Source organism: Cupriavidus sp. 05T42 (assembly GCF_056396345.1).
Genome location: NZ_JBFTLH010000010.1, coordinates 105855 through 132366, shown reverse-complemented (window position 1 = coordinate 132366; position 26512 = coordinate 105855). Strand labels below are relative to the sequence as shown.

The window sequence follows — 26512 nt, the reverse complement described above, 5'->3', positions numbered from 1 at the left end:
GGAAGCCGATGCACGCGTCACGCCTGTTCACCCCCCGCCGCTGGTCCGTGCTGGCCGGCGGCCTGCTGCTGGCCGTCGCGGCGGCCACGGCCCATGCGGGGGCGCAGAAGGAGGAGGCGCTGGCCGACTCCGTGCGCGGCGCGCTGGCGGCGGCCATTGCCGATGGCAGGCCCGTCCGCCCGGCGTTCGCCTCGGGCGGCGAGCGGCTCGGCTACCTGAAATGGCTGGGCGAGATGTCGCGCCGGCTCGAATCCCGGATTCCCGAGCCGCAGATCCGCGTGGAACTGATCGAGACGGTCTACTACGAGGCCAAGCGGGCCGGGCTGGAGCCGTCGCTGGTGCTCGGGCTGGTCCAGGTGGAAAGCGGCTTCCGGAAATATGCGATCAGCTCGGCCGATGCACGTGGGCTGATGCAGGTCATGCCGTTCTGGGTGCGTACCATCGGCGACAGCGACGTGCGCAAGCTGTTCCACCTCCAGAGCAACCTGCGCTACGGCTGCACCATCCTGCGCCACTACCTGGACCGCGAGAACGGCGACCTGTTCCTGGCGCTCGGCCGCTACAACGGCAGCCGGGGCCGGCCGGAGTACCCGAACGCCGTGCTGGGCGCGTGGAAGCGCTGGCAGTATTCGGAATCGACGGTGACGATCGCCGGCGACCCGGGCGCAGCCGCCGTGCCGCCGCCGGCCACCTCGCGCCGCCTGCCGCCGGAGTCCCCTGCGCGCAACCCGTTTTCGCCGCAGCGACTGGCCAATCCGTCATGACATTCGACTCCCGCACCGACGCTGCCGGGGCCGCCGGGCAGGGCTACCACGCCTCCTCGCCGGAACTGGAGCGCTGGCTGGCCCGCCATATCAAGCAGGGATTCAACGCCGATGCGCTGGTGCTGTCGATGCAGCGCGCCGGCTACGACGCGACCTTCGCCCGGGCCATGGTGGCCGATGCGCTGGGCCAGCCGCACCCGGCCACCACCGACGCCACCAAGGCGCCCGCCGCCCGGGTACGGCCGAAGTCCGACATGGTGGGCCCGGACCCCGCCGGCAACGCCATCCGCGACGCGGGCCGGGACATCCCGGTGCTGTTCCGCATCGAGGCGCCGCGCGTGATGCTGCTCCAGGGCCTGTTCAGCGAGGCCGAGTGCGACGCCCTGGTGGCGCTCTCGCGTGACCGCATGCAGCGCTCGTCCGTCGTCAATCCCGCCACGGGTGACGAGAACGTCCACGAGGCCCGTACCAGCACCGGCGCGATGTTCCAGGTCGGCGAGCACCCGCTGCTCGAAGTGCTGGAGGCACGCATCGCCGCCGTGACCGGCGTGCCGATGGAGCACGGCGAGGGCTTCCAGGTGCTCAACTACAAGCCTGGCGCCGAATACCAGCCGCACTACGACTATTTCAATCCGAAGAATCCGGGCGAGGCGCGCCAGATGGCCGTGGGCGGCCAGCGCGTGGCCACGCTGGTGATCTACCTGAACAGCACGCCGGCCGGCGGCGCCACCACCTTCCCGCGAATCGGGCTGGATGTGGCCCCGGTCAAGGGCAATGCTGTGTTTTTCAGCTACAAGCTGCCGGACGGCACGCTGGACGACCGCACGCTGCACGGCGGCATGCCGGTGGTGTCAGGGGAGAAGTGGATTGCCACCAAGTGGCTGCGCGAGCGGCCGTACCGGGTCGGAAGCTGAGTCCGACGGACGGCCGCGCGCCGTAAATCAGGCCAGTCCGGGAGTCAGACCAGCGCGCGGATGGCGCCGAGGTTGCGCCAGTAGCCCTTCACATCCATGCCGCAGCCGAAGACGTAGCGGTCTGGCACCTTGAAGCCGCAGAAGTCCGGGTGCATCGGCTTGGCCTTGAGCAGGGTCTTCTCGCACAGCACGGCGGCGTGGAATTCCTTGGCGCCCATGTCGAGAATGCGCTCGCGGATGGCCGCCATGGTCTCGCCTTCGTCGAGGATGTCGTCCAACACCAGCACCACCCGGTCCTTGACCGACTCGCGCGGCGCCACGCGCCATTGCATCTCGCCGCCCACCGTCTTGTTGTTGTAGCGCGACAGGTGGATGTAGTCGAATTCCAGCGGAAACTGCAGCTTCGGCAGCAGCATGCCGGTGAAGACCACCGCGCCGCCCATCACCGACAGCACGAGCGGGAAGGCATCGCCCATGCGCGCGGTGATGTCATCGGCCATGCGGTCCAGCGAATCCTGCACTTCCGCGGCGCTAACGATTTCCTCGGAACTGGCCCAGAGTTCGCGGGCCTGGTCTGCGGTCATCATCATGTCTCTGTCCTTATATCTGTGGGTCTGGGCGATGCTTAGCGGTTGAACAGGCCCTTCATGCCGCCCTTCATCCCGCCCATCTGGCGCATCATCTTCATCATGCCGCCGCCCTTGAGCTTCTTCATCATGCCCTGCATCTGCTCGAACTGGTTCAGCAGGCGGTTCACTTCCTGCACCGGCACGCCGGCGCCGGCCGCGATGCGGCGCTTGCGGCTGGCCTTGATCAGCTCCGGCTTGGCGCGCTCGGCGGCGGTCATGCTGTTGATGATGCCCTCCATGCGGCGCACCGACTTCTCGGCCTGATCCATATTGGCGCCCTGCGCCTGCTGGGCGAACTGGGCCGGCAGCTTGTCCACCAGGCTGCCGATGCCGCCCATCTTCTTCATCTGGCCGATCTGCGCCTTGAAGTCCTCGAGATCGAACCCGCCGGTCTTCTTGATCTTCTTGGCGAGCTTCTCGGCGGCGTCCATGTCCACGCCGCGCTGGGCTTCCTCCACCAGTGCGAGGATGTCGCCCATGCCCAGAATGCGCTGGGCCATGCGGTCGGGGTAGAACGGCTCCAGGCCGTCGAGCTTCTCGCCCACCCCCACGAACTTGATCGGACGGCCCGTAATGTGACGTACAGACAACGCGGCACCGCCGCGTGCGTCGCCATCGAGCTTGGTCAGGACCACGCCGGTCAGCGGCAGCGCGTCGTTGAACGCCTTGGCGGTGTTCACGGCATCCTGGCCGAGCATGGCGTCGACCACGAACAGCGTTTCCACCGGTTTCAGCTCGGCGTGCAGCGCGGCGATTTCCGCCATCATCGCCTCGTCGATACCGAGCCGGCCGGCCGTATCGACGATCAGCACGTCGTGGTAGTGCTTGCGGGCCCAGTCCAGCGCCGCGCGGGCGATGTCCACGGGCTTCTGGTCCGGCTCGGACGGGAAGAAGTCGGCGCCAACCTGCTCGGACACCGTGCGCAGCTGGGCGATGGCGGCGGGGCGATACACGTCGCACGACACCGTCAGCACCTTCTTCTTCTTGTTCTCCTTAAGCCACTTGGCGAGCTTGCCGGAGGTGGTGGTCTTGCCCGCGCCCTGCAGGCCGGCCATCAGGATGATCGCTGGCGGCTGGACGTTCAGGTTCAGTTCGCCCGATTTCTGCTCGCCCGGCTTGGGGTCGACGGCTTCGTCGCCGCCGATGACCGCGGTCAGCTCGCGCTGGACCACGCCGACGAGGGCCTGGCCCGGGGTGAGGCTGCTGACGACTTCCTCGCCGAGCGCCTTTTCCTTGACGCGGGCGACGAACTCGCGCACCACGGGCAGCGCCACGTCGGCTTCGAGCATGGCAAGGCGCACTTCGCGCAGCATCTCGGCGGTGTTGGCCTCGGTCAGTCGGGCCTCGCCGCGCATGGTCTTGACGACCCGCGCCAGGCGTTGTGTGAGGTTATCCAGCATGGCAGTGGGGAGAGGTTCGGCTCGTGATTCGGCGTGGATGGGGCGCGCGCGTGGCGTTGTCGTGAGGCATCACGGACAAGGGCACGAGGGACAGGCCCTAGGGTAAACTGCGCAAATGGCCATTGTACTGTATGCCTTGACGGCACTTCTCTATTGCGGCCTGGCCTTTCACGGCTGGGCAACGCGCAACCCCCGGCTGGCGGCCGCTGGCGGGGGAGCTGTCGGTCATCCGGGCCATCCGGGCCCCGGCGGGCGCCCTGGCGCCGCCACGGCCGTGCTGATGGCGCCGCCCGGCGATGGCCGCGCGGACGGCCAGCCCGCATGGTGGCACGCCGTGGTGCTCGGCGCGCTGGTCAGCCACGGCATGCTGCTGCACGAAACCATCTTCCCGGCAGACCGCATGATGTTCGGCTTCGCCTTCGCGCTCTCCGCCATGCTGTGGCTGGGCGTGGGCATCTACTGGATCGAAAGCTTCTTCTTCTCGCTGGCCGGGCTCGGCCTGATCGTCTTTCCGGTGGCGATGCTGGCCGGCCTGATGCCGCTGGCCTTCCCGGGCGCGCAGATCCTCGGCTACGCCGCGCGGCCGCTGTTCAAGCTCCATTTCGTCATCGCCAACGTGGCCTATGGGCTGTTCACGCTGGCGGCGTTCCACGCCTTCCTGATGCTGCTGGCCGAGCGCCGGCTCCATGGCTTCAACCGGCCGACCAGCGCCGAAGCATCGTCCGGGCAATGGCTGGGCCGTTGGCTGGACCTGCTGCCGCCGCTGCTGACGCTGGAAAAGCTGCTGTTCCGGCTGATCGCGGCGGGCTTCGTGCTGCTGACGCTGACCATCCTGTCCGGCTTCCTGTTCTCCGAGCAGCTGTTCGCCCGGGCCTTCCGCGTGGACCACAAGACCGTGTTCGCGATCCTGTCCTGGGCGATGTTCGGCGGCATCCTGGTCGGCCGGCATTTCCGGGGCTGGCGCGGGCGCACCGCCCTGCGCTGGGTCATCGCCTCGTTCGGCATCCTGCTGCTGGCCTACGTGGGCAGCCGCTTCGTGATCGAAGTGGTGCTGCACCGCCTCTCCTGATCTAGTGATCTCCTGATCGTCATCGCCCCCATGGCAAGAATCTTCCTCCTGCTGGCCGTTGTGCTGGCGATCATCTGGTGGCTGCGCCAGCGCGCGGCCGCCCGCGACGCGCACGAGCAGCCGACCGCCCGCCCTGGCCCGGCGCAGCGCAAGACCGAAGGCGCGGCATCGTCCGAGCCGATGGTCCAGTGCGCCCAGTGCGGCGTGCACCTGCCGCGTGGCGAGGCCATCGGCTGGAACGGCCTGCACTACTGCCGGCGCAGTCATCTGCCCGATGGCTCGGAGATGTCCGGCCATGGCGACACCGACGCGCGCCCATGACCTCGCGCCGCTCGGCCTGGTCCCGCTTCAACGGCTGGCGCGTGCTGGTCGAGCTGTGGCGCCAACCCGAGCCGCCTGAATTCCACTGGCGCCTGCTGCGCTATTTCTGCTGGACCCGCGCGGCCGTGGCGCTGCTGCTGGTGGGCTACGTGTGGCTGCCGCTGGAACGCGCCGCGCCGGATCCTGGCGTGGCCGCCGGTGCCGCGGCCACCCTCGCCGCCAATCCGCGCATGGCCGCCGCGCTGCCGGTGGTGCTCCCCTACCTCTGCATCGCCATGGTCACGCTGGTGGGCACGCTGTGGCGCCGCCATTTCCATGTGCGCGTGCGCGTACAGGTGATGGTCGACCTGGCGCTGCTGGCCGGGATCTTCGCGGTGGTGGGCCGGCTGGGCAGCCACGCCGAAGGTCTCGCCATGATCTTCCTGCTGCCGGCGCTCGAGGCCGGGGCGTTGACCAGCCTGATGTTCGCGCTGTTCACGGCGGCGGTGTCGGCGCTGGTGGTAATGGGCCAGCCCTTCGTGCAGACGCTGCTGGTGCGCCAGGCCGATGCCAACCTGCTCGGTTCCGGCCTGTTCGGCCTGGTGTTCATGATCGCCGCGCTGGTGATGTACATGCTCGCCAACCGGCAGATCGCCCAGGAGCAGATTGCGCTGGCGCGCGAGCAGGAACTGCGCCTGCAGCAACTGGTGAACCGGCTCATGGTCAACGACATGCAGGACGGCGTGATGCTGGTGCGCGCCAACGGCGTGGTGGTGGCCGCCAACCCCGCGGCCGTGGTGCTGCTGGGCGTGCAGCCGCACGAGCGGATCCGGGAAGGGCAGGTGCGCGCCGGCGAGCGCGACAAGGTGCTGTTCGACCTGCGCCGCATCCCGCGCCTGCAGCCGCTGATGGAAATGCTGCGCGACTGGATCCAGACCAATGACGATGTGCCGCGCATCCTGCAGCTACTGCCGCTGCCGTCGCGCCCGTCGGCGCTGGGTGGGCCGATGCTGCATACCCGCCTGCGGCTGCGCTTCGTGCTGCCGGGGCTGGCCGGGCTGCGCTCCACGCTGGGCGGGGCGCTGACCGCGCCGAGCGCGCTCGATACCGTCGGCTGGAACGACATGTCGCCCGAAGGCGCGGCCCGGCTGCGTCTGGCCATCGCCCAGAACGAGGCCATGGCCTGGAGCCCCGAGGACGAGACGCTGCTGCGCAGCGAGATGCGCGACACGGTGCTGGTCCACATCGAAAGCTGGGAACGGATTGCCGAGCAGGTGCAGCAGGAGAAACTTGCCGGCATGGGCCGACTGGTGGCCAGCGTGGCGCACCAGATCCGCAACCCGCTCGCGGCCATCAGCCAGGCCAACGAGCTGCTGGCCGATTCCGGGGCGGGCGAGGGCAATATCGACGCCCGGCTGCTGCGCATCATCAGCGACAACGTGCGCCGGCTCGATCAGGTGGTGTCCGATGTGCTGCAACTCTCGCGCCGCCCCCGCACCGGCCACAGCGCGGTGGAGCTGGGCCAGGCGCTGCCCGAGATCGTGGAACGCTGGCGGCTGGAGATGCGCTCGCGCGGCGGCCCGCGCGCCGATATCAACGCCAATGCCATCCGCCTCGCCGTGGACCTGCAACGCCCGGTGATCTTCGATGCCGCGCAACTGCAGCAGGTGCTCGGCAACCTGCTCGATAACGCCTGGCGCTATTGCAGCCGGCTGCCGGGCGCCATCCGTCTGCTGGCCCATGCGCTGGATCAGCACCATGCCGAACTGATCGTCTGGAACGATGGCGCCGAGGTCACGCGCGAGCAGCAGCGCAGCCTGTTCGAGCCGTTCTTCACCAGCAACGCCCAGGGCACCGGGCTGGGCCTGTTCATGGCGCGCGAGCTGTGCGGCGCCAATGACGCCCAGGTGCGCTACGGCACCATCGCGCTGGAACCGTTGCTGGATCGCACAGGGCTGCTCGGGCCCGGCGCTCGCGATACACTGCCGGCCAAGGCGTTCGTGCTGACGATGCGGATCGAGACGCCCGACGTTGTAACGGCCGCCCAGGCCTGATCCGCCGCCCCCCGCAACCCAACCCCCACGCCATGTCCGCCAGACCGCCCGTTCCCGATCCGATTCTCGTCATCGACGATGAGGCCGACCTGCGCGAGCTGCTGGACATCTCGCTGCGCCGCATGGGGCACGACGTGGTGATGGCCGGCTCGCTGGCCGAGGCGCGGCTGCGACTGGCGGAGCGCCGCTACAGCCTGGTGCTGACCGATATGCGGCTCGGCGACGGGCTGGGCATCGACATCGTGCGGCAACTGTCGGCCTCGCCCGAGCGCACGCCGGTGGCCGTGATCACCGCCTACGGCAGCGCCGACAATGCCGTCGATGCCCTCAAGGCCGGGGCGTTCGACTACATCGCCAAGCCGGTGTCGCTCGACCAGCTACGCACCCTGATCCTGAACGCGCTGGGTCGCCAGCAGCGCGGCGCGGCGGAGGGCGGCGCGCGCAGCGCCGAGGCTGCCGAGGCCGCTGAAGCCGCCGACCGCGCCGCCGGCCTGCTGCCGGGGCTGTCCCCGGCCATGCAGGACGTGCGCCGCTCGCTGTCGCGGCTGGCGCGCAGCATGGCGCCGGTGGTGATCAGTGGCGAATCGGGCAGCGGCAAGGAGCGCGCGGCGCGCGCCATCCACGCCGTGAGCGCGCGCGCCGCGCATCCGTTCGTGGCCGTGAACTGCGGGGCGATTCCCGAGACGCTGATGGAGTCGGAATTCTTCGGCTACGTGAAGGGCGCGTTCACGGGCGCCGACGCCGAGCGCGGCGGCTTCTTCCACGCCGCGCACGGCGGCACGCTGCTGCTGGACGAGGTGGCGGACCTGCCGCTGACCATGCAGGTAAAGCTGCTGCGCGCGTTGCAGGAGCGACGCGTGCGCAAGATCGGCGCCAGTCGGGAAGACACCGTGGACGTGCGCGTGATGTGCGCGAGCCACAAGGATCTGGCCGCGATGGTCGCCGCCGGATCGTTCCGCCAGGACTTGTACTACCGCCTGAACGTGCTGGAGCTGCGCATGCCGACGCTGCGCGAGCGGGGCGAGGACATTCCGGTGCTGGCGCAGGTCATCCTCGAACACCTGGCCGTGCGCTACGGCGATGCGCGCCCGCGCCGGCTGTCCGGCCCGGCGCTGGCGCGGCTGGCGGCGTACCGCTTCCCCGGCAACGTGCGGGAACTCGAAAACCTGCTGGAACGCGCTTACGCCTTCGCCGAATCGGACGAGATCGCGGTGGCGGACCTCGGGCCGCTCGAAGCCGGCGTGGATCGCGCCAGCCTGCTGCAAGGCGCGCCCGTGCCGGTGCCGGAGACCGCGCCGACCGGTTATGAGACCTGGGGCAGCCCGGCCTGGTCGGCGGCCAGCCTGACGGCGCCGGAGGCGGGGGGTGCCGTGGCCGAGGCGCCGCCGCCGCCCCAGCCATCCATCGATCCGATGGTCGATGCGTTGCGCGACGTCACGTTCCCCATCGACCTGCCGGCCCGGCTCGAGGCCCTCGAGCGCGAATTGATCCTGCGCGCGCTGCGCCAGACCGGCTTTAATCGCACCACGGCCGCGCCGCTGCTGGGTTTGAATTTCCGCCAGCTGCGCTACCGCATCCAGCAACTCGAGATCCGCGACGAACGCGAAGGGCGCGATGGCCGGGAAGGGCGCGACGACAGCGAATCGATGGCGGAAGGCGAGGGCCGCGATGGCTGACGTGGCCGCAGACTGGCTGCCAGACGCCGACGGCTGGGTGCCGGCCGCGCGCCGCGTGCCATCGCCCAACTTCGACACCCGCCCCGAGGGCATGCCCGTCGACGTGGTGGTGCTGCACAACATCAGCCTGCCGCCGGGCCAGTTCGGCACGGGCGACATCGAGGCGTTCTTCCAGAACCGGCTCGACACCGCCCGCCACCCGTTCTTCGAAACGATCCGCGACGTCCGCGTCTCCGCCCACTTCCTGATCACCCGCGAGGGCGAGTTGGTGCAGTTTGTGGCGTGTACGCAACGTGCCTGGCATGCGGGCCAGTCAGCCTATTGCGGCCGCCAGCGCTGCAACGACTTCTCCATCGGCATCGAGATCGAAGGCGCCGACGACCAGCCCTTCACCCTGGGCCAATACGACACCGCCGCCCGCATCGTCGCCGCCCTGCGCACGACCTACCCGATCACCGGCATCGCCGGCCACAGCGACATCGCCCCCGGCCGCAAAACCGACCCCGGCCCGCACTTCGACTGGGACCGATTCGCCAGACTGGCCGATGTGACGCCAGCGCTGCTGCCTTATCGACGGGGTGGTTCCTGACCCGCCGCCCCCTTGTGCACGATGCCTCATATTCAGGCATTCGCCCGCGTGACAGCGATGTGAAATCCCCACACTTGGGCCGCCTATCGGCGACTCGCCACGATTAAAAAATTTTAGAAAATTTGTGCGCTGGCGCACGGGCCGCCGCCATCCCTTGGCGTAGCGCGGCTTGCGGGAATGTGGCGCCGCCGCACACCCCGTCCCCAGACCGGCATCTGACTTGTCAAGACTGGTCTTTCCGATTCGTTTCACTATACTTAGCCCAGTTTTTCGCAGTGACCACTATATCTAGTGGTACTACCGGGGAACCGGCCGAGGTGTGAAGCCTGCGCCGCAATGGATTGCGACGCAGGCGCCACAGTAGTGACGCGGCCGGCGGTATCGCAAGAGTCCCTAGCAGAATGAACGCCTGTGCAGTTTGGTTCTCGCCCCGGCAAGGCCGGTGTCGAGTGTCTTCTGAAGCGCATTTTGCTAGGGACTTTGTCACTTCATTACAAGGGTTAAAACAGGAGTTACCTCATGCAAACGGCCCAGAACGAACAACAAAACACGGGATCGGCGGGCGTTGTCGGCGCCGCCGGAACGTCGCAGCAGACCCCCGCCGCTGCCGGCGCCAACTATCAGGACTACAAGCTCATCCGCCGCAATGGGGCCGTGGTGGCGTTCGAGCCGAACAAGATTGCCGTCGCCGTGACCAAGGCCTTCCTGGCCGTGAACGGCGGCCAGGGCGCTGCCTCCGCGCGCGTGCGCGAGATCGTGGAACAGGTCACCCAGAACGTGGTGCGCGCGCTGCTGCGCAGCCGGCCGAACGGCGGCACCTTCCATATCGAGGACGTGCAGGACCACGTGGAACTGGCGCTGATGCGCTCGGGCGAGCATGAAGTGGCCCGTGCCTACGTGCTGTATCGCGAGAAGCGCACCCAGGAGCGCGCGCAGGCCAATGCGCAGACCGTGGCGCGTGTGCAACAGGGCGTGGCCTTCAACGTGAACGACAACGGCGTGAGCCGCGTGCTGGATCTGGCCGCGCTGCACGAGCTGATCGACACCGCCTGCAGCGGCCTGGGCAACGGCGTGAGCGCCGAGCCGATCCTCAAGGAAACGCTCAAGAACCTGTACGACGGCGTGCCGCTGAGCCAGGTGTACGACTCCGCCATCCTGGCCGCGCGTACCCTGATCGAGAAGGACCCGGACTACAGCCAGGTCACCGCCCGCATCCTGCTGCACACGATCCGCAAGGAAATCCTCGGCGGCGAAGTGACGCAGGCCGAGATGGGCTCGCGCTACGCCGAGTACTTCCCGAAGTTCATCGCCCGCGGCATTCAGGCCGAACTGCTGGACGAAAAGCTGGCCACGTATGACCTGGCCCGCCTGGGCGCGGCGCTGGACGCCTCGCGCGACTTCCAGTTCAACTACCTCGGCCTGCAGACGCTGTACGACCGCTACTTCCTGCACGTGGAAGAGCAGCGCATCGAAATGCCGCAGGCCTTCTTCATGCGCGTGGCCATGGGCCTGGCGCTGGAAGAGCGCGACCGCGAAGCCCGCGCCATCGAGTTCTACCAGCTGCTGTCGTCGTTCGACTTCATGTCGTCCACGCCCACGCTGTTCAACTCGGGCACGCGCCGCTCGCAGCTCTCGTCGTGCTACCTGACCACGGTGTCGGACGACCTGGAAGGCATCTACGAAGCCCTCAAGGAAAACGCGCTGCTGTCGAAGTTCGCCGGCGGCCTGGGCAACGACTGGACCAACGTGCGCGCGCTGGGCTCCCACATCAAGGGCACCAACGGCAAGAGCCAGGGCGTGGTGCCGTTCCTGAAGGTGGTGAACGACACGGCCGTGGCCGTGAACCAGGGCGGCAAGCGCAAGGGCGCCGTCTGCGCCTACCTGGAGACGTGGCACCTGGACATCGAGGAATTCCTCGAGCTGCGCAAGAACACCGGCGACGACCGCCGCCGCACCCACGACATGAACACGGCCAACTGGATTCCGGACCTGTTCATGAAGCGCGTGATGGAAAACGCCGAATGGACGCTGTTCTCGCCCGCCACCTGCCCGGACCTGCATGACAAGGTCGGCAAGGCGTTCGAGCAGGCCTACGTCGCCTATGAAGCCAAGGCTGCCAGCGGCGAACTGAAGCTGTTCAAGAAGGTGCCGGCCATCCAGCTCTGGCGCAAGATGCTGGGCATGCTGTTCGAGACCGGCCATCCGTGGATCACGTTCAAGGATCCGTGCAACATCCGTAGCCCGCAGCAGCACGTGGGCGTGGTGCACAGCTCCAACCTGTGCACGGAAATCACGCTGAACACGAACGAGAGCGAAATCGCCGTGTGCAACCTGGGTTCGGTGAACCTGGTGGCCCACCTGAAGCAGGAGGCCGACGGCACCCACGTGCTCGACCACGCCAAGCTCCAGAAGACCATCCGCACCGCGATGCGCATGCTCGACAACGTGATCGACATCAACTACTACGCGGTGGACAAGGCGCGCAATTCGAACCTGCGCCACCGCCCGGTGGGCATGGGCATCATGGGCTTCCAGGACTGCCTGCACGTGCTGCGCACGCCGTACTCCAGCGACGCCGCCGTGAAGTTCGCCGATACGTCGATGGAAGCGGTCTGCTACTACGCCTACGAGGCATCGAACGAGCTGGCGCAGGAACGTGGCCGCTACAGCACCTACGAGGGTTCGCTGTGGGACCGTGGCATCCTGCCGCAGGACTCGCTCAAGCTGCTGGCCGACGAGCGCGGCGGCTACCTGGAAGTGGACATGTCCTCGTCGATGGACTGGGACAGCCTGCGCGCCAGCATCAAGCAGCACGGCATGCGTAACTCGAACTGCATCGCGATCGCCCCGACCGCGACCATTTCGAACATCATCGGCGTGTCGGCCTGCATCGAGCCGACCTTCCAGAACCTGTACGTGAAGTCGAACCTCTCGGGCGAGTTCACGGTGGTCAACGACTACCTGGTGCGCGACCTCAAGGCACGCGGCCTGTGGGACGAAGTGATGGTGGCGGACCTGAAGTACTTCGATGGTTCGCTGGCCCGCATCGACCGCATTCCGCAAGACCTGCGCGACATCTATGCCACGGCCTTCGAGGTGGAGCCGAGCTGGCTGGTGGAGGCCGCGAGCCGCCGCCAGAAGTGGATCGACCAGGCCCAGTCGCTGAACATCTACATGGCTGGCGCGTCGGGCAAGAAGCTGGACGATACCTACAAGCAAGCCTGGCTGCGTGGCCTGAAGACCACGTACTACCTGCGCACGATGGCGGCCACGCACGTGGAGAAGTCCACGGTGTCGCGCGGCTCGCTGAACGCGGTGTCGTCGGGCAGCGACGGTGGCGTGTCGGCGCTGGAAGCCGCCGCCGCCTCGGCCCCGGCCATGCCGGAAGCCGAAGGCGCGGTCTGCACCATGCGCCCGGGCGACGCCGGCTTCGACGAGTGCGAAGCCTGCCAGTAAGCAAGACGTAACAAGCCCCCCAACGGTTTGCACCCCTCGCCCGCTTGCGGGAGAGGGGCCGGGGGAGAGGGCCGGCGCCCCCATGACGCGGGCGCCAGTGCTGGCCACCGCCAGCCATCTACGAATAACGGAGAAATAACATGCTGAGCTGGGACGACGACGTTCAAGCCAAGCCGCAGGCTGCCCCGCAGCCCGCGCTGCAACCTGCCACCCTGGCCGCCGCTGACGAGCAGGGCGCACTGCCGCCGGCCGCCACGCAGCCGGGCATCCTGGGCAACAACCCGAACGCCGCCGCCGTGCAGAGCGAGCGCCGCGTGAACGCCGCCGACAAGCGCGTGATCAACGGCTCCACCGACGTGAACCAGCTCGTGCCGTTCAAGTACAAGTGGGCGTGGGAGAAGTACCTGGCCGGCTGCGCCAACCACTGGATGCCGCAGGAAATCAACATGTCGCGCGACATCGCCCTGTGGAAGGACCCCAATGGTCTGACCGAGGACGAGCGCCGCGTCATCAAGCGCAACCTGGGCTTCTTCGTCACGGCCGACTCGCTGGCCGCGAACAACATCGTGCTGGGCACCTACCGCCAGATCACGGCGCCGGAATGCCGCCAGTACCTGCTGCGCCAGGCCTTCGAGGAGGCCATCCACACGCACGCCTACCAGTACATCGTGGAGTCGCTGGGCCTGAACGAGGCCGAGATCTTCAACGCGTACCACGAGGTGAAGTCGATCCGCGACAAGGACGAGTTCCTGATCCCGTTCATCGACACGCTGACCGATCCGTCGTTCAAGACCGGCACGCCCGAGAACGACCAGAAGCTGCTCAAGAGCCTGATCGTGTTCGCCTGCATCATGGAAGGCCTGTTCTTCTACGTGGGCTTCACGCAGATCCTGGCGATGGGCCGCCAGAACAAGATGACCGGTGCCGCCGAGCAGTACCAGTACATCCTGCGCGACGAGTCGCTGCACTGCAATTTCGGCATCGACCTGATCAACCAGATCAAGCTCGAGAACCCGCACCTGTGGACGGCCGACTTCAAGGCCGAGATCGCGGAGCTGTTCAAGCAGGCCGTGGACCTGGAATACAAGTACGCCGAAGACACCATGCCGCGTGGCGTGCTGGGCCTGAACGCGCCGATGTTCAAGTCCTACCTGCGCTTCATCTGCAACCGCCGCTGCCAGCAGATCGGCCTGGAGCAGCTGTTCCCGAACGAGGAAAACCCGTTCCCGTGGATGAGCGAGATGATCGACCTGAAGAAGGAGCGCAACTTCTTCGAGACGCGCGTGATCGAGTACCAGACCGGCGGGGCGCTGTCCTGGGATTGAAGTGATGGTGCGCTGACATCCCGGCGAGACAAACAGGCAGGCGACGCGATTGAGCGTCGCCTGTTTTGTTTTGTGGCCACCCGCCGCATTTTTCAGAATCGGCTCACATACCCGGGCCGGAATGCTCCCTACCATCGTCGACAGAGAGGTTCGCTTTCCCTGTCCGATGGACGTTCCAACTAGGAGTTTTCCGATGCAAGCCGTGGTTCTGCACCACCTGGGCGATATTCCGCGCTTCGAGTCCTTCCCCGACCCCGACACCACGCACTGCGAGCGGCTGGTGGGGGTGAGCGCCGCCGCCATCCATGCGATCGACCGGCAGGCCGCCGCCGGGATGCACGCCAGCAGCCCGCTCACGCTGCCGGTGGTGTGCGGGGTGGATGGCGTCGGTCATACGGCCGGCGGCGAGCGCGTCTATTTCAGCGCCACGCGGCGGCCGTTCGGCGCGATGGCCGAGTTCGCGCCGGCGGACTGGGTCGTGCCGCTGCCGGACGGCTTGCCGGGCGAGTTCGCGGCGGCGCTGGTGCGGCCGGCGCTGATGGCGTGGCTGCCGCTGGCGCACCGCGCCGAACTGGAGCCCGGCGAGACGGTGATGGTGCTTGGCGCCACCACGGCGGCCGGGCGCATGGCGGTTCAGGCGGCGCGGCTGCTCGGCGCCAGGCGGGTCATCGCCGCCGGGCACCGCCAGGAGGCGCTGGCCACCCTGGAGGTGGATGCGATGATCGACCTGCGCCTGTCACGCAACGCGCTCGAACACACGTTCTCGGCCTATGCGGAGGAGGGGATCGACGTGATCCTGGACTACATCTGGGGGGAGCCGGTGGAGTTGCTGGCGGCCGCGCTGGCCCGCTCGGACCACGTCGTGCCGTCTCCCGACGACCGCGGCGTGCGGCTGGTCTCGGTGGCCGAGCGGCCCGGGGGCGACATCGTGCTGCCCGCCCAGTCGCTGCGCGAGTCGCGGCTCCGGCTGATGGGCTACGGGCCGTCCAGCTACCCGCCGCTGGACTATGTGCAGGCGTACGTGGAGGACATCCTCATGTACGCGCTGGATGGCGACCTGCGCCTCGACGTGGAGACCCTGCCGATGGCCGAGGTGGCCGAGGCATGGGAGCGGGCGGGGCGGCAGGACCGGCGCATCGTGCTCACGCTGGACGAGCGCGAGGCATGAGGGCCAGCGCCGCCGCCCGGGGCGGGCGGGGGCCTTCCGGTCCTTCCGGGCCGTCAGGCAGCCTTGCGGACCTCGGGCTGGCTGGCGGCGCTGCCGTCGGCCTTGCGCTCGCCGCCGAGCGCGTCGGTCAGGTCGCGCAGCAGGCCGGCCAGTTCGCCCGCCATCAGCGCGAAATCGGCGTCGAAGCGCTCGGCTTCGTCATGCAGCGTGCCGTCGGCCTGTTCCTTGATCACGTCCAGCGGCGCCACGCGCTTGACCGCCAGGTTCTCGGTCAGCACGAAGGACACGCGGTCGTTCCAGGTCATGGCCAGCCGCGTGCAGCGCTTGCCGGCGGCGATATGGCGGCGCAGGTCCTCGGGGTCGAGCGGATGGCGCACGTAACGCACCGTGGCCTTGGATTCGGCGCTCGATTGCAGCTCGATTTCCTGGTCGACGGTGAACCCGGCGGGCGCGGTGTCAGTGGACAGCCATTCGGTCATGGCCGCCACCGGCGACTGGTTCACGTGCAGGCCCGCCACCGGCAGCGGATCGATGGCTTTGAACAGCATGCCGCGCACTTCATCGGCCTTGGCCGTGGCGGCGGCGTCGATGGCCAGCCAGCCGTTCACGGGATCGATCCAGACGCGGGTGTCGCGGCGGATGCTGAAGGCGCGCGGCAGCAGTTCCTCGGTGATCTGTTCCTTCAGTTCCTTGATCTGCTTGCGGCCCGGCTTGAAGCCCTGCTGCTCTTCCAGCTCGGTGGCGCGCGCCTTGGTCACCTGATTGACCACGGTGGCCGGCAGCAGCTTCTTTTCGGTACGGAGCACCAGCAGCATCTGCTTGTTGACGCAGTGCACAAGCTGGCCGTTGTCGCGCGGAGATGCCCAGCCCTGGGTTTGCGGTTCCAGGCTGGTGCCGGGGAAGAAGGCGTGTTTCGCCAGGCTGGCCTCTACGTCTTCGGCGCTGAGGGTCCACGGGGCGGTGAAGCGATGAATCTGGAGATTCTTAAACCACATGAGTATTCGGCCACGAGAACGGAAAGGGTCGAATTCTATCTGGTTGAGCGGGCGGTGCCGAGAAATGGCGGGAAATGGGGCGGGAAATGGGGCGGGAAATGGGGCGGGAAATGGGGCGGCAAGAAAAAGGCGCGCACGGCGCGGAGGTCACGCTCTCCGCGTCAGTGCGCGCCATGCCGCCGGGCCAAGCCGGCGGTGTCGGTGCGGATCGCAATGCGAATGCAAAGCGATCTCAAATATCGAGCTTCGAGATCTTGGTGCCTTCGAGGCTCAGGCCGGCCATCAGACCCGCGTTGGTCATGGCGAAGCCGACAATCGGATGCTGGGCCGTATTGGTGTCCAGCTGCCCGTTGGCGCCGATGGTGGCCAGTGCCACGGTGGCGTCGGCGCCGACCTGCCATCCATTGCTGCGCACGAACTTGTCGTACGAATCCTGCGTCAGGAACATCAGCACGAACGCCTTGGATTGCGCGCCGATCTGCCAGCCGATGGACCCCGAGATGGCGCGGTAGTAGCCGCGATTGGCGCCGCCGGAGCGCAGCACCCCATCGCCATACTCGCCGCCCACCACGAAGCCTGCCGACAGCAGTTTCGGGAAAACCAGGATGCCGCGTGCCTTGTTGCCAAGGTCCTGCGACCCCTTGACCGTGGAATACAGCCGATTCAGCGTGTCCGTGGCGCCGGCGTCAATCTCGCGCCGTTTGGCGGTCTTGTCGCCCGAATCGCCCGGGCCCGTGGTAGTACAGCCGGCGAGCGAAAGCGCGCCAAGGGACAGACCGGAAACCGTGACAAGACCGGCACCGCCAGCGGACAGGAAGGTTCGACGTTTCATTATTTCCTCCAGGAGGGTGGTGTGTTGCAACCGCCTCTAAAGCATAGGCGTCAAGCGCACATTGTTAAATGCGATTTTGTCTGACACTGGGCAGGAGAGACTCTGACACGCGGGCTGACATACTTTCTTGCAAATGCGCCAGCGCACTTTAGGAACCGCCCGCCCGTGCGGACGGTCTGTCGACCATGAAAAAGACATTCGCCCCCCTCTCTCCCTTGATTTCCTTCGGCGCGATCGTGCCCGTGGTGCTGCTGGCGGCGTGCGCGTCCCCGGCCTCCGTGGAGACCCCGAGCCAGAAGCAGGAAGTCGCCACGCTGAACTCAGGCTGGCAGGCCGAACGGGCCAAGTACATGGAATGCGTGCAGGACAAGGCCGACGACGGCGCGAAGGGCAAGGGCACCTCGAAGGATGTGGCCGCCGGCGCCCTCGACGCCTGCAAGGCGCAGCTCGGCGTGATGCACGACGCCTTCCAGTCCTATCTCTCGGCCCAGATGAGTTCGGCGCACGGCCAGACCAGCGCCCGGCAGGCGGCTGACCGCGTGACCACCGACACCCGCGAGAAGGCGCGCACCTACCTGACGCGCTACGTGGAGGTGGAGCGCTACAAGTCCGGCCAGCGCTGATCGCCGGGTCGGACGCTCCCATCCCCTATATATATATAGTCAGAGCATCGCCAGCGGCTCGGCCCGGCGTGGCGGCGGAAACAGCTTGTCGAGTTCGGCAAGCTGTTCTGATGTCAGGGGGTGCTCCAGCGCGCCGAGGTTCTCGCGCAGGCGGTCGCGGCTGCCGGTCTTGGGAATGGCGATGATGTCGTCCGAGGCCAGCAGCCAGGCCAGCGCCGCCTGGGCCGGCGTCATGCCGTGCGCCTTGGCAAAGCGCTGGAGCCCTGCATGGCGCAGCAGCCGGGCTTGCTCGATCGGGGAATAGGCCATGACCGGCACGCCGCGTGCACGCTGCCATGGCAACAAATCGAATTCGATGCCGCGCCGGCTCAGGTTGTAGAGCAGCTGGTTCGCCGCCACTTCGTCGCCGCCCGGCACCTCCCACAGCTCTTCCATATCGGACAGGTCCAGGTTGCTGACGCCGAAATGTCGGATCTTGCCGGCCTCGCGCAGCGCCAGGAACGCCGCCATGGTCTCCTCGAGCGGCACGCCGCCGCGCCAGTGCAGCAGGTAGAGGTCGAGCCGGTCGGTACCCAGCCGGCGCAGGCTGCGCTCGCACGCGGCCACCACGCCCTCGTGGCTGGCGTTGTGCGGGTAGACCTTGCTGACGAGGAACACCTCGTCGCGCCGGCCCGCGATGGCCTCGCCGATCAGCGATTCGGACAACCCCTCGCCATACATTTCAGCGGTGTCGATCAGCCGCAGCCCGAGGTCCAGCCCGAGCCGCAGCGTGGCGATTTCCTCGGCCCGCGTGTTGCGGTGATCGCCGATATTCCAGGTACCCATGCCCAGCGCGGGCACGCGCTCGCCGCCGGGCAGCGTGACGGTCTTCATCGATTGGCTCCGGTGTCATGAGGCGGCGTGCCGGCCACGCCGCGCTCCATCACACTAGTTAACAATGCCGGCCGGCACAAGGTGGCCGGCGCGGCGGAGCCACTCAACCGTGCTGGTGCCGGTATTCCTGGCTCAGTCCGCCATAGCCGTAGGCGGCCGCGCGGGCGTCGATGACGTGGATATACGACACCTTGTTCACATCGCCAATCACCTCGGAGAGCGCGGCGAACGTCTCCTTCAGGTACAGCGCCTTCTCGGCCTTGGTGTTGGTTTCGTCGGTCACGCTGATGTCGAGCTGGAAGGCGTTGCGGCCGTCGCTGCGGTCGGACAGCGCCTTGCCGCCGATGATCCATTGCTCGCGCGGCAGGTAGCCCACCGTGACGGCGATGACGTTCTCTTCCTTGCGCAGGATGCGCTGGGTCAGCTCGGCCACGGTGGCTGCGGCGCGGCGGGTCAGTTCGGCGTCGGGCTGGCCGGAGATCTGGAGGTTGATGTGGGGCATGGCTGGCTCCTTGTTCTGGATGGTGCGAACCGGAAATCGGTGTCGTGGAAACTATCGTAGTGGTCGCCGTTACATCGGAAAAGCAGGAATATGCGATACCATCCATCGGTAACACCGAATCGTAAAAATGCGAGATAGTGGGGTGTGACCAGGGACGGGAGCAGGCGCCATGCGGGGATTCGAGACCGATCAGTTGAAGACTTTCGTGACGGTGGCCGACAGCGGCAGCCTGTCTGCGGCGGCGCCGCGCCTGTTCCTGTCGCAGTCGTCGGTCAGCGAGCAGTTGCGCAAGCTGGAGGAGCGCGCCGGCGTGCCGCTGCTCACGCGCGGCAAGAAGGGCGCGGCGGTCACGCCGGCCGGTGCGCGGCTGTTGGAATACGCGCGCCGCATCCTCTCGCTGAACGACATGGCGATGCAGGAACTGCGCGGCCGCACGCTCGACGGCGAACTGCGGCTTGCCGTGACCGATTACTTCCGGCCGGGCGAGATTGCCGGCATGCTGCGCCGTCTGCGAGACCGCTATCCGTATCTGAAACTGCACGTCACGGTGATGAAGAGCGCCGCGATCGAGGCCGCCGCTGACTTGGACACCTTCGACATCGGCCTCAGCATGCGGCTGATCCGCGCAACGCGCGCCGAACGGTCAGAGCGCGGCGATCGTGCCGGCACGCTGCTGCGGCGTGAAGGGCTGGCCTGGGTGGCCGCGCCGGAGATCGCGGAGTCGCCGCAGCCCACGCTGCCGCTGGTACTACTGCCCGACACCTGCTCGATGCACCAGTTCGTGGTGCAACTGCTCATGCGCCGGAAGCGCGCGTTCGACATCGCCCACTCGGCGTCCGGCGTGGCAGGGCTGCACCTGGCGCTGGCGGCGGGGCTTGGCGTGTCCTGCCTCAATGCGTCGGCCATCGGGCCGGGCGTGACGCCGCTCGATACCGCCGCCGTCTCGCGCTGGCGCCTGCCGGCACTGCCCGATGCCGAGTTCTACCTGCTGCCCGCCCGGCGCGGCGAGAGCGAATTCATCGGCGAAGCGCGCCTCGCGCTGAGCGAGCAGTTCGGCTGACGGCTGTTATCGTTCGACGTAAATGCGCCGCAAGCGGCGCAAATATGTCTGACTTTGCATATTCTTCGCGTGATGCGTTGACCTCGCGTCCCCCAGTAAATGATAATGCGTCGCATTTTCGTAAAAATATTACAACGCATTACAGGGAAATATGAGTCAAAAGCCACATGCGGTGCGGACTGCCGTCCTCGCACTGTTCGCTGCCCACGCCTTGCCTGCCGGCATCGCCCACGCACAGTCGGAAACCCCCGCGCCCGCGCCGCAGGAGCTGCCTGCGGTCACCGTCAAGGCGGACGTCAGCCGGGAGCTTGGCGCCGGCTACAACCCGCCCAACGCGGTCAGCGCCACGCGTACCGAGGCGCCGCTGCGCGACATTCCGCAGACCGTCAACGTGGTCACCAGCGAGGTCATGCAGGACCAGCATGCCAACTCGATGCAGGACGTCCTCAAGAACGTGCCGGGCGTGAGCTTTTCCACCGGCGACGGCCAGCGTGACCAAGTGTCGATCCGTGGCTTCTCGGCCATCGCCGACCAGTTCGTGGACGGCATCCGTGACGACGCGCTGTACTTCCGCGACCTCTCCAACGTCGACCGCGTGGAAGTCATCAAGGGCCCGGCCGCCGTGCTGTATGGCCGGGGCTCGTCCGGCGGCCTGATCAACCGCGTGACCAAGAAGCCGGGCATCGACGTGGCCGACTTCAGCTTCAGCTACGGCTCGTGGGCCGACAAGCGGGCCGAAGTCGACGTCGGCAAGGTGTTCGGCAACGGCGCCGCGGCGTTCCGCCTGACCGGCGCGCTGGAGGATGCCGACAGCTACCGCTCGCAGCAATTCCTGCGCCGCTCGGCGATCGCGCCGTCGCTGGAGCTGCGCCTCGCGCCCCAGACCACGGTGTTGCTGCAGGCCGATTACCTCGAGGACAAGCGCGTTACCGACTTCGGCATTCCGGCGTACCGGGGCCGTCCGGTGAACGTGCGGCCCTCCACCTACTACGGCGCGGCCAACGCGCGCGATGTGGATACCTCGGAGTCGCGCGTGTACTCGGGCACGGCCACGATCAACCATCGCTTCAATGAGAACTGGTCGATCCGCAACGCCACGCGCTACTACCATTACTCGCTCGACCGTAACAACACGCTGTCCGGCACGGTCAACGAGGTGGCCCAGACCGTGTCGTTCAATCGTTCCAATGTGTATCGCGAAGAACACGGCTGGTTCAACCAGACCGACCTGACGCAGAAGGCCACGCTCTTCGGGATGCAGCACGAACTGCTCTACGGGGTGGAAGTCGGCCAGCAGAACAAGGACCTGGTCAACTACTCGCGCAACAACGTGGCCACGGTGAACCTGTTCAACCCGGTGCTGCCCGTGCTGCCGCTGCTGGTGGGCGGCACGCCATCGGCCAACAACCTCGGCATCTTCAAGACGCTCGGCCTGTACACGCAGGACATGATGACGCTGACCGAGCACTGGAAGGCGCTGGTGGGCGTGCGCTACGACCGCTTCGAGCAGGAGACCATCGAGCGCCGGCCGGGCCAGCCCAACCTGGCGCGCACCGACAACAACTGGAGCCCGCGCGCGGGGCTGGTGTGGCAGCCGTCGAAGGTGCAGTCCTACTACCTGTCGTGGAGCAAGTCGTTCCAGCCGTCGGGCGAGAACTTCTCGTTGGCCGCCAACAACGCCGAACTGGCACCGGAGACCACCAACAATACCGAGTTGGGCGCCAAGTACGACTTCCTGGACGGCAAGGCCAGCACCACGGTGTCGGTGTTCCGGCTCGAGCGCAGCAATATCAAGGTGGCGAATGCCACCGGCACGGCCCTGATGCCGATTGGCGAGCAGCGCACCGACGGCGTGGAGCTGAGCGGCGCCGCCGAGCTGGGGCAGGGCTGGAAGGTGCTGGCCGGCTATGCCTACCTGGATGCCACGGTGACGAAGTCGACCGCCGCGCTGGAAGGCAAGCGCGCCACGCTGACGCCGCGCCACTCGGGCAACCTATGGCTGACCAAGTCGCTCGGACATGGCTTTGGCGTGGGTGGCGGCCTGAACCTCGTCGGCGCGCGCATGGCCGATCCGGCCAACACGGTCACGCTGCCCGGCTATGTCACGGCCGACATGATGGCCTGGTACCGCCGGGGCCCGTTCGAGGCCCAGCTCAATGTCTACAACCTCTTCAACCAGGGCTACATCGTCTCCGCGCACGGTTCGAGTCCGAACCTGAACATGCCCGGCGCGCCGCGTAGCGTGGTGGCCACGCTGCGGTACCGGATGTAAGCGGTGCCGGCCTCGCTGGCATAGCAGAAAAACGAAAACGGCCCGTCGATGCGGGCCGTTATCTCGTCACAGCGTCGTCACAGCGTTGTAATCGTTACTCGGCGGTCATGTGCGCGTTCTTCGCCAGGCGACCGAGCCGCTCGCGCTCGGCATGGATGAACGCGACGAAGCTCTCCACCGAGCCGCCCGCCGGCTCGATGCCGTTTGGCAGCAGCCGCTCGCGGATCTCCGGCGTCTGCATGCCGGCGGTCAGCTCCGCATTCAGCCGCTTGATGATCGCCGGATCCGTGCCCTTCGGCGCGAAGATGCCGGCCCAATGGCCGATCCGCACCTCGGGCAGGCCCTGCTCGGCCGTGGTGGGGATGTTGGGCGCGGCAGCCATGCGCTTGTCCCAGGTTGCGCCCAGCGCCTTGAGCTTGCCGGCCTTGATCTGTGGCAATACCACCACGCTGGCCTCCGAAGTCGCCGCCACCTGGCCGCCGATCACCGCCGTGATGCTCTCCGAGCCGCTCTTGTACGGCACCACGGTCAGCTGCGCGCCCTTCTCCTTGAGCATCTCCTCGACGAAGTGGGGCGTGCTGCCGCTGCCGGCGGTGGCGAACGGCGCGCCACCCTGCTTCTTCGAGTACTCGATCAGATCCTTGAGGTTGTTCACCGGCAGCGACGGCGACGCGACGATGACCGACGGGCTGACCGCGATCAGCCCAACCGGCACGAGGTCATCGGGCGCATACGGCATCTTCGTGCGAATCAGGCTGTTGGTGACCGTGCCCACGGCGCCCACCAGGAAGGTGTAGCCGTCCGGCTTGCTCTTGGCGACGTAGTCCGCGCCGACCACGCCGCCGGCGCCCGGCCGGTTCTCGATCACCACGGGCTGGCCGATCCGCTTGCTCACCGCTTCGGCCCCCGCGCGAGCGACGAGGTCGTTGGCGCCGCCTGCCGTGAACGGCACGACGAACTTGATCACGTGGTTGGGCCAGGCGTCGGCGGCATGGGCCGGGGCGGTGCCGCACAGCGCGGCGGTGGCGAGGGCGAGGGCCATCGCCCCGCCATGGATGGGGATACGCATGCTTGTCTCCGGTATCTGTTGTGGTGTGTACCAACGTCGATGGTACCGAATGCGGCTGTCAATTGCCTGACGGCGGATCAGCGCAGCGGGGAGGGCGGCCGGCGCCCGGGGCGGGCGGCGGCGCTATTCATGCTGTGCACAGTGTGACGGCAAGGAGGGAGAGGAGGGCGAGGACGGCGTGCGGGAACCGATGACCGGTCAATGATCGCGTTCCCAGGTCTGGGTGCGGCCGATCAGGCTGATGCCGATGAAGCCGCGCACGTTGAGCTTCTTGCCGTCGTCCGCCAGCGCCATCTTGCACTTGTAAAGCTTGCCGGTCTCGGGGTCGAGGATCTCGCCGCCGGTGTACTCGTTGTCGCCCGTCTTGCGCAGGCCCGTCAGCAGCGTCATGCCGATGACCGGCTGGTCCTTGCGGGCGTCGGTGCACTTGTCGCAGACCTTGGGTTTGCTCTCGGCGGTCTCCACCAGGCTCTTCACGAGGCGCCCGCTGTAGACGCCGTCCTTCTCGGTGATCTCGATCACGCCGCGCGGCTTGCCGGTGGCGTCGTCGATGGTCTTCCACGTGCCGGCCGGCGTGGCCTGCGCGAGCGCCACGGCGCTGGCGGCGAAGGCGGCCGCGAACACGGTGGCGCGCAGCAGCGTGCGTGGGAGGGAAATGCGCATGAGGGTCTCCTGGTTCAGTGTGTCGGGATGGTGCGAAGGTGTCGCGACGCCAATCTACTGGCGCGCGCGCCGCACCGCAATCACCACTGCGCGTTTGCGTACGCACCAGCGGTGCGCCGCCGTCCCCCGCAATCGACCGCCGTACGGGGGTTTGCGGGATTATGCCGTGCAGCATGCGACGCCGCGCGGCGGGGCCGAAGCATTCCTCTAAGGGGAACTCCAGGGTCGTCCGGGCGCCTGCGGACGCTCGGCCGGTACCTCATCGACACCCCATCGGCACGCTGTGTTCTCTGACCACGCAGCGCTGTGTCGCACGCACGCGGTGCGACGCTGCATCGGGTGTGTCGCGGGTGGTGTCGCGCGCTGTCGAAGCGATGCCGGCGCGTGTCGATGACGTGTCGAAGCGTGTCCAAACATCGTCATCGCATCGCGCACGGTGACAAACCGTTGCGTTGACGCATCACTCTTTCGTCGTACTCGCGCAACTGTCGGATCGACGCACGGCGGTGTCGGCGCATGTCCGACGCGATGACATCGAACCCTCGCGCATCGATGCGCGTGAAGCGTGCCGAGCGAGTGCCGGAGCGTCGCCGTGCGAGGCCATCGCGGCGTGCGCGTGCGTGGCCAGCATGCCGTGGCGAGGCACCGTGCGCATTACATGCCATCGCCGTGAAAGCCAACATCCATGCGGCTTTCCGGTGGATCGCGCGGCGCGCCGCCGTGCGTGTTGACGGCGCGTTCGGCAGCCTTCGACAGTGTGCGATCGAGGGCGGCGAGGTGTCACGCGAGGCTGTGCGACGCAGTGCGCGACGCCATCGAATCGACGCGCATCGACCTCGCGGAGGAACTTCGGAAGGCGTGTGGAAGTCGAGATGAACAAGCGTGTCGATGATGCTGTCATCGCGATGCGTGAGCGAAGTAGATCGACTCGCTCGCGCACGCAAGTTTTTTTGCACTTTTTTCTTAACATCATCGAACAAACGAATTATGATTCGCCTTGACAAGAGTCTCAGTTCATTGCATCGACGTATCGCAGCGACAAGCAACAAGCAGAAGCAACGATGATGGCGATGACTCGATGCAGTGAATGCGGGTAGCCGAGGAGCACCAGAACTTTGACGCAGACCAAGCCGAACCGGCTTCTCAAAACGCGTGCAGTCTCCTGTAGCCCAGTGACGGGATGGGCGAGCTACCCCCGAATGATTGCCGTCTGCCGTGCGCGAGGCCATGCCCGCACCGCAGGCCTGCTGACCGATATCTCCTCTTTCCTGGTCGTGCGCCGACGTAACGGGCGGCGCGGGCCAATCGAATATTCCAGGGCGCGGCATGCCCCGGACACCCGCCTGCAGGCTGGCTTTGCCGCCCGCGGGGGTCCGTTGCGCTGCCGCTTGAACGCCGCGTGTCGCGGCATCCCTGTCACCGAATTCATTAGCGTGCGACCGAAGCTGTGCCGTGCGCCGATGAATCGCTCGCTCGACTGGAGTCACGCGGTATCGCGCTTCGGGTCGGTCGGGTCGCCATCCTAGGTCATTCGATATTTCACGCTAGTGAAGGAGTTATCCATGGCAACTGCTGCAAAGAAAAAGCCGGCGGCTAAGAAAGCCGCCAAGCCGGCCGCCAAGAAGGCCGTCGTGAAGAAGGTCGCCGCCAAGAAGGCTGCTCCGGCCGCCAAGAAGGCTGCTGCCAAGAAGGTTGCAACGAAGAAGGTTGCTGCCAAGAAGGTAGCCGCCAAGAAGGCACCGGCAAAGAAGGCCGCTGTGAAGAAGGTAGCCGCCAAGAAGGTTGCAACGAAGAAAGTTGCAGCCAAGAAGGTAGTCGCCAAGAAGGCAGCCCCGGCCAAGAAGGCCGCGGTCAAGAAGGTAGCCGCCAAGAAGGCCCCGGCCAAGAAGGCCGTTGCCGCCAAGAAGCCGGCCGCCAAGAAGGCTGTAGCCAAGAAGGCCGCTCCGGCCAAGAAGGCTGCACCGGCCAAGAAGGCTGCTGCTGCGAAGAAGCCGGCTGCTGCGAAGAAGCCTGCTGCTGCCAAGAAGCCTGCTGCTGCGAAGAAGCCGGCTGCCAAGAAGGCTGCTGCGAAGAAGCCGGCTGCCAAGAAGGCGCCTGCTGCCAAGCCTGCCGCGGCTCCTGCCGTTGCACCCGCTGCTGCTGCAAAGACCGCGCTGAACCCGGCTGCGGCCTGGCCGTTCCCGACGGGTACCCGTCCGTAATCGCTTCGCCTCGTGCGAACGATCACAACTGGGAAGCGCCAGGGCACGCATCGCGTGCCGCACTGACCGGATACCTCG

The 26512-nt window shown here is 67.1% G+C and carries 22 protein-coding genes; 14 read left to right on the top strand and 8 right to left on the bottom strand.

Going from position 1 to position 26512, the window contains the following annotated elements; translation table 11 throughout:
• Positions 1 to 8: 8 nt before the first annotated feature.
• Positions 9 to 764: a lytic transglycosylase domain-containing protein gene (locus AC1EJR_RS15905; protein WP_092298635.1), complete on the top strand. Its 756-nt coding sequence runs from the start codon at positions 9 to 11 to the stop codon at positions 762 to 764.
• Positions 761 to 1678, top strand: coding sequence for a 2OG-Fe(II) oxygenase (locus tag AC1EJR_RS15900; protein WP_441592221.1), 918 nt, complete (start codon positions 761 to 763; stop codon positions 1676 to 1678). The genes AC1EJR_RS15905 and AC1EJR_RS15900 overlap by 4 nt, the downstream gene beginning before the upstream one ends.
• Positions 1679 to 1722: 44 nt before the next feature.
• Here AC1EJR_RS15900 and AC1EJR_RS15895 read toward each other — a convergent pair whose 3' ends face one another.
• A complete protein-coding gene (locus AC1EJR_RS15895) occupies positions 1723 to 2265 on the bottom strand; it encodes a hypoxanthine-guanine phosphoribosyltransferase (RefSeq protein ID WP_092298972.1) in 543 nt (180 codons plus the stop codon).
• 38 nt (positions 2266 to 2303) lie between these two features.
• Positions 2304 to 3707, bottom strand: a complete 1404-nt coding sequence (gene ffh, locus AC1EJR_RS15890) for a signal recognition particle protein (RefSeq protein WP_092298641.1) — start codon at positions 3705 to 3707, stop codon at positions 2304 to 2306.
• A gap of 115 nt (positions 3708 to 3822) precedes the next feature.
• On the opposite strand from ffh, the gene AC1EJR_RS15885 reads away from it, so the two are divergent.
• The 8 genes from AC1EJR_RS15885 (at position 3823) to AC1EJR_RS15850 (ending at position 15344) form a co-directional block, all read left to right on the top strand.
• A complete protein-coding gene (locus AC1EJR_RS15885) occupies positions 3823 to 4776 on the top strand; it encodes a cytochrome C assembly family protein (RefSeq protein ID WP_092298643.1) in 954 nt (317 codons plus the stop codon).
• 30 nt (positions 4777 to 4806) lie between these two features.
• On the top strand, positions 4807 to 5097 hold the full coding sequence (locus AC1EJR_RS15880; protein WP_092298645.1) for a PP0621 family protein: 291 nt from the start codon (positions 4807 to 4809) through the stop codon (positions 5095 to 5097).
• On the top strand, positions 5094 to 7130 hold the full coding sequence (locus AC1EJR_RS15875) for a sensor histidine kinase (RefSeq protein WP_477106052.1): 2037 nt from the start codon (positions 5094 to 5096) through the stop codon (positions 7128 to 7130). Before AC1EJR_RS15880 ends, AC1EJR_RS15875 begins: the two co-directional genes overlap by 4 nt.
• A 32-nt stretch (positions 7131 to 7162) precedes the next feature.
• Positions 7163 to 8806 carry a sigma-54-dependent transcriptional regulator gene (locus AC1EJR_RS15870; RefSeq protein ID WP_092298649.1) on the top strand — a complete coding sequence of 548 codons (1644 nt, stop codon included), beginning with the start codon at positions 7163 to 7165 and terminating at the stop codon, positions 8804 to 8806.
• On the top strand, positions 8799 to 9395 hold the full coding sequence (ampD, locus tag AC1EJR_RS15865; protein ID WP_441592224.1) for a 1,6-anhydro-N-acetylmuramyl-L-alanine amidase AmpD: 597 nt from the start codon (positions 8799 to 8801) through the stop codon (positions 9393 to 9395). Before AC1EJR_RS15870 ends, ampD begins: the two co-directional genes overlap by 8 nt.
• Positions 9396 to 9914: 519 nt before the next feature.
• Entirely contained in the window at positions 9915 to 12851 is a 2937-nt protein-coding gene (locus AC1EJR_RS15860; protein ID WP_092298652.1) for a ribonucleoside-diphosphate reductase subunit alpha, read from the top strand.
• A gap of 140 nt (positions 12852 to 12991) precedes the next feature.
• Entirely contained in the window at positions 12992 to 14176 is a 1185-nt protein-coding gene (locus AC1EJR_RS15855; protein WP_092298654.1) for a ribonucleotide-diphosphate reductase subunit beta, read from the top strand.
• Positions 14177 to 14369: 193 nt separating this feature from the next.
• The gene (locus AC1EJR_RS15850) at positions 14370 to 15344 is read left to right on the top strand and encodes an MDR/zinc-dependent alcohol dehydrogenase-like family protein (RefSeq protein WP_092298656.1); all 975 of its coding nucleotides are present in this window, start codon (positions 14370 to 14372) and stop codon (positions 15342 to 15344) included.
• Between the two features lie 53 nt (positions 15345 to 15397).
• Here AC1EJR_RS15850 and AC1EJR_RS15845 read toward each other — a convergent pair whose 3' ends face one another.
• Entirely contained in the window at positions 15398 to 16339 is a 942-nt protein-coding gene (locus AC1EJR_RS15845) for a recombination-associated protein RdgC (RefSeq protein ID WP_441592228.1), read from the bottom strand.
• A gap of 232 nt (positions 16340 to 16571) precedes the next feature.
• Positions 16572 to 17171, bottom strand: a complete 600-nt coding sequence (locus tag AC1EJR_RS15840) for a BPSL1445 family SYLF domain-containing lipoprotein (RefSeq protein WP_092298659.1) — start codon at positions 17169 to 17171, stop codon at positions 16572 to 16574.
• A gap of 185 nt (positions 17172 to 17356) precedes the next feature.
• On the opposite strand from AC1EJR_RS15840, the gene AC1EJR_RS15835 reads away from it, so the two are divergent.
• The gene (locus AC1EJR_RS15835) at positions 17357 to 17794 is read left to right on the top strand and encodes a hypothetical protein (protein ID WP_255370931.1); all 438 of its coding nucleotides are present in this window, start codon (positions 17357 to 17359) and stop codon (positions 17792 to 17794) included.
• Positions 17795 to 17833: 39 nt separating this feature from the next.
• Here AC1EJR_RS15835 and AC1EJR_RS15830 read toward each other — a convergent pair whose 3' ends face one another.
• Complete coding sequence (locus AC1EJR_RS15830) at positions 17834 to 18667, bottom strand: aldo/keto reductase (RefSeq protein ID WP_092298661.1); 834 nt, start codon at positions 18665 to 18667, stop codon at positions 17834 to 17836.
• Positions 18668 to 18770: 103 nt separating this feature from the next.
• Positions 18771 to 19169: a tautomerase family protein gene (locus AC1EJR_RS15825; RefSeq protein ID WP_092298663.1), complete on the bottom strand. Its 399-nt coding sequence runs from the start codon at positions 19167 to 19169 to the stop codon at positions 18771 to 18773.
• Between the two features lie 169 nt (positions 19170 to 19338).
• Here AC1EJR_RS15825 and AC1EJR_RS15820 point away from each other — a divergent pair, with 169 nt between their 5' ends.
• Together AC1EJR_RS15820 and AC1EJR_RS15815 are read left to right on the top strand one after the other, a co-directional pair.
• Positions 19339 to 20229, top strand: coding sequence for a LysR family transcriptional regulator (locus AC1EJR_RS15820; protein ID WP_092298665.1), 891 nt, complete (start codon positions 19339 to 19341; stop codon positions 20227 to 20229).
• 151 nt (positions 20230 to 20380) lie between these two features.
• The gene (locus AC1EJR_RS15815; RefSeq protein WP_092298667.1) at positions 20381 to 22501 is read left to right on the top strand and encodes a TonB-dependent receptor; all 2121 of its coding nucleotides are present in this window, start codon (positions 20381 to 20383) and stop codon (positions 22499 to 22501) included.
• Positions 22502 to 22595: 94 nt separating this feature from the next.
• Here the strand turns inward: AC1EJR_RS15815 and AC1EJR_RS15810 are convergent, their stop codons facing one another.
• Positions 22596 to 23570: a Bug family tripartite tricarboxylate transporter substrate binding protein gene (locus AC1EJR_RS15810; protein WP_441592231.1), complete on the bottom strand. Its 975-nt coding sequence runs from the start codon at positions 23568 to 23570 to the stop codon at positions 22596 to 22598.
• A gap of 198 nt (positions 23571 to 23768) precedes the next feature.
• A complete protein-coding gene (locus AC1EJR_RS15805) occupies positions 23769 to 24233 on the bottom strand; it encodes a DUF2147 domain-containing protein (protein WP_092298671.1) in 465 nt (154 codons plus the stop codon).
• A gap of 1562 nt (positions 24234 to 25795) precedes the next feature.
• Here AC1EJR_RS15805 and AC1EJR_RS15800 point away from each other — a divergent pair.
• On the top strand, positions 25796 to 26434 hold the full coding sequence (locus tag AC1EJR_RS15800; protein ID WP_092298675.1) for a histone H1-like DNA-binding protein: 639 nt from the start codon (positions 25796 to 25798) through the stop codon (positions 26432 to 26434).
• Positions 26435 to 26512: the final 78 nt, after the last annotated feature.